Genomic DNA, 1858 nt, shown 5'->3' on the forward strand with positions numbered 1-1858 from the left:
AAGTTACCTACATAGAACGTGTCCTGAGAGCCTAAATAGCCAGGGTGATGCGTTTCAATTTCACCGCAGGCTTCATCGTCCTGTTTTTTCTTTTCCAGCGCAGCAACTTGGTCTTCGCTAAGAATGATGCCTTCCTTTTCAACCTTGTCTTCCAAGGCAGCTAAACGCTTTTTGAAGTTCTCCAGGTTATGCCGGAGCCAGATGGATCGAACACCACTACCAGACACGAATACACCTTGCTTACGAAGTTCATTGCTGGTTCTGGCTTGGCCGTGTGCAGGAAACTCTACTGCGTATTTAATAACGGATTGTTCCGTTTGTTCATCCACGCGATTCTTAAGGTTAGGAGTGCGTCTGGACTGACTAATTAGCGAATCAACACCACCTTCTTTAACCAGTTCCTGATACCGGTAAAACGTATCTCGTGATACACCCATGATTTTGCAGGCTTTAGATACATTACCGAGTTCCTCGGCTAGATTGAGTAAACCTGCTTTGTGTTTAATGATTGGATTGTTAGTATGCAACATGAGAGTTACCTTTGGTTTGTTTAATAAAGATTCGACACCTTTATCAAACCGGGTAACTCTCATCATTTCAAGTCGATGTGTCAGATCTGGTCGGAACTAATTCAAATTAGGTCCGACAGGTTGCTCTAAGGGGTTTTGCGCCCATCCCCTCGAAATTAACCTTAGTCTAAGTTTTTAAGCTTTTTTCTAACTCTAATTACCGTACTTCGACTAACTCCAACTGCTTCAGCCGTTTTATTAATACTAAATCCAGCTTCAGTAAACGAGGCAATCCTATCATGAGCCTCTAAATCAGGCTGACGACCGTGATAAAGTCCCTTTTGCTGTGCTTTTACAATACCTTCTTTTTGCTTACGTTCACGTTCTCGATATTCTTTATATGCACTGGCCGCTAATATTTCTAACAGCATATTATTAATAGCACTAAGTATTGATCTCATAAAATCATCACTTGGAAAACTGCCAAATGTTAAATGACTGGTTGGTAGATCTAAACTAACAACACTAATTCCTTTTTCATTTATTGAGGCTACAAGAGTTTTCCAATCATCAGGGCTTAGCCTTGTTAAACGATCGATTGATTCAACTAACAAAACATCACCGGACTCTGATTCATCCAATAAACGAATTAGCTCTGGTCTATCTAAAGAATTACCAGATTTATTTTCTATATAAAAAGAAGCAATTCGTTTGCTGAAGCCAGAAACGAATTTTTTTAATGAGCTTTTTGCTCTATTTGCATCTTGCTCAGAAGTTGATGCTCGTAAATATGCTCTTATGAACATTTTTGCCTAATTAGGTCTATTTAGATGGTGTCATATCATATAGGTTTATTTAAGTGGTGTCATTACGTAATTGCCTGTGATATATTAACAGTATCTTTAGGGTGTACTCATGTAGAACTGCATGTAATAACACTAATTTGGACCTGAGCTATCCCCACGAATAGTAAAATAAAGTCAAAGAGTTAGGGAACATTCATGGCATTTGGTGATCAGATCTTTCGCCAAAAAAAACCAACACAGAAAACACCATGAATGCACGCTCTATATTGAACAATCTTGTCTCTTTTGTCAGCCATAAAATGCATAAAACCCGCAAACAGGCCGTTGTCGCCTGTGTGCGAAGCTTGATTGAGAGCGGTTCGGCCACTGTGACCAGTATGGGGCGCGGTATCCGTTCCAATGCCTATGAGAAACACCGTATTAAGCGGGCTGACCGGCTGTTATCTAATGGTCACCTCCAGCGTGAAGTACCGTTTATCTATGCAATGATTTGCCGGTTATTTTGTACCTGTAAACATCCTGTCATTGCCGTTGACTGGTCAG

Annotated in this window: 2 protein-coding genes and 1 pseudogene; 1 reads left to right on the forward strand and 2 read right to left on the reverse strand. The window is 40.4% G+C overall.

The window, feature by feature from the left end; genetic code table 11:
* Positions 1-530: helix-turn-helix domain-containing protein (locus tag C6Y40_RS09530; RefSeq protein WP_146129474.1), on the reverse strand; the 530-nt coding region annotated here is incomplete at its 3' end.
* Positions 531-691: 161 nt separating this feature from the next.
* The gene (locus C6Y40_RS09535; RefSeq protein WP_008467336.1) at positions 692-1315 is read right to left on the reverse strand and encodes a recombinase family protein; all 624 of its coding nucleotides are present in this window, start codon (positions 1313-1315) and stop codon (positions 692-694) included.
* A 248-nt stretch (positions 1316-1563) separates the two neighbouring features.
* On the opposite strand from C6Y40_RS09535, the pseudogene C6Y40_RS09540 reads away from it, so the two are divergent.
* Positions 1564-1858: pseudogene (locus tag C6Y40_RS09540) on the forward strand (IS4 family transposase); the annotation flags it as partial.

This window comes from Marisediminitalea alba (genome assembly GCF_002993365.1).
Lineage (GTDB): Bacteria > Pseudomonadota > Gammaproteobacteria > Enterobacterales > Alteromonadaceae > Alteromonas > Alteromonas alba.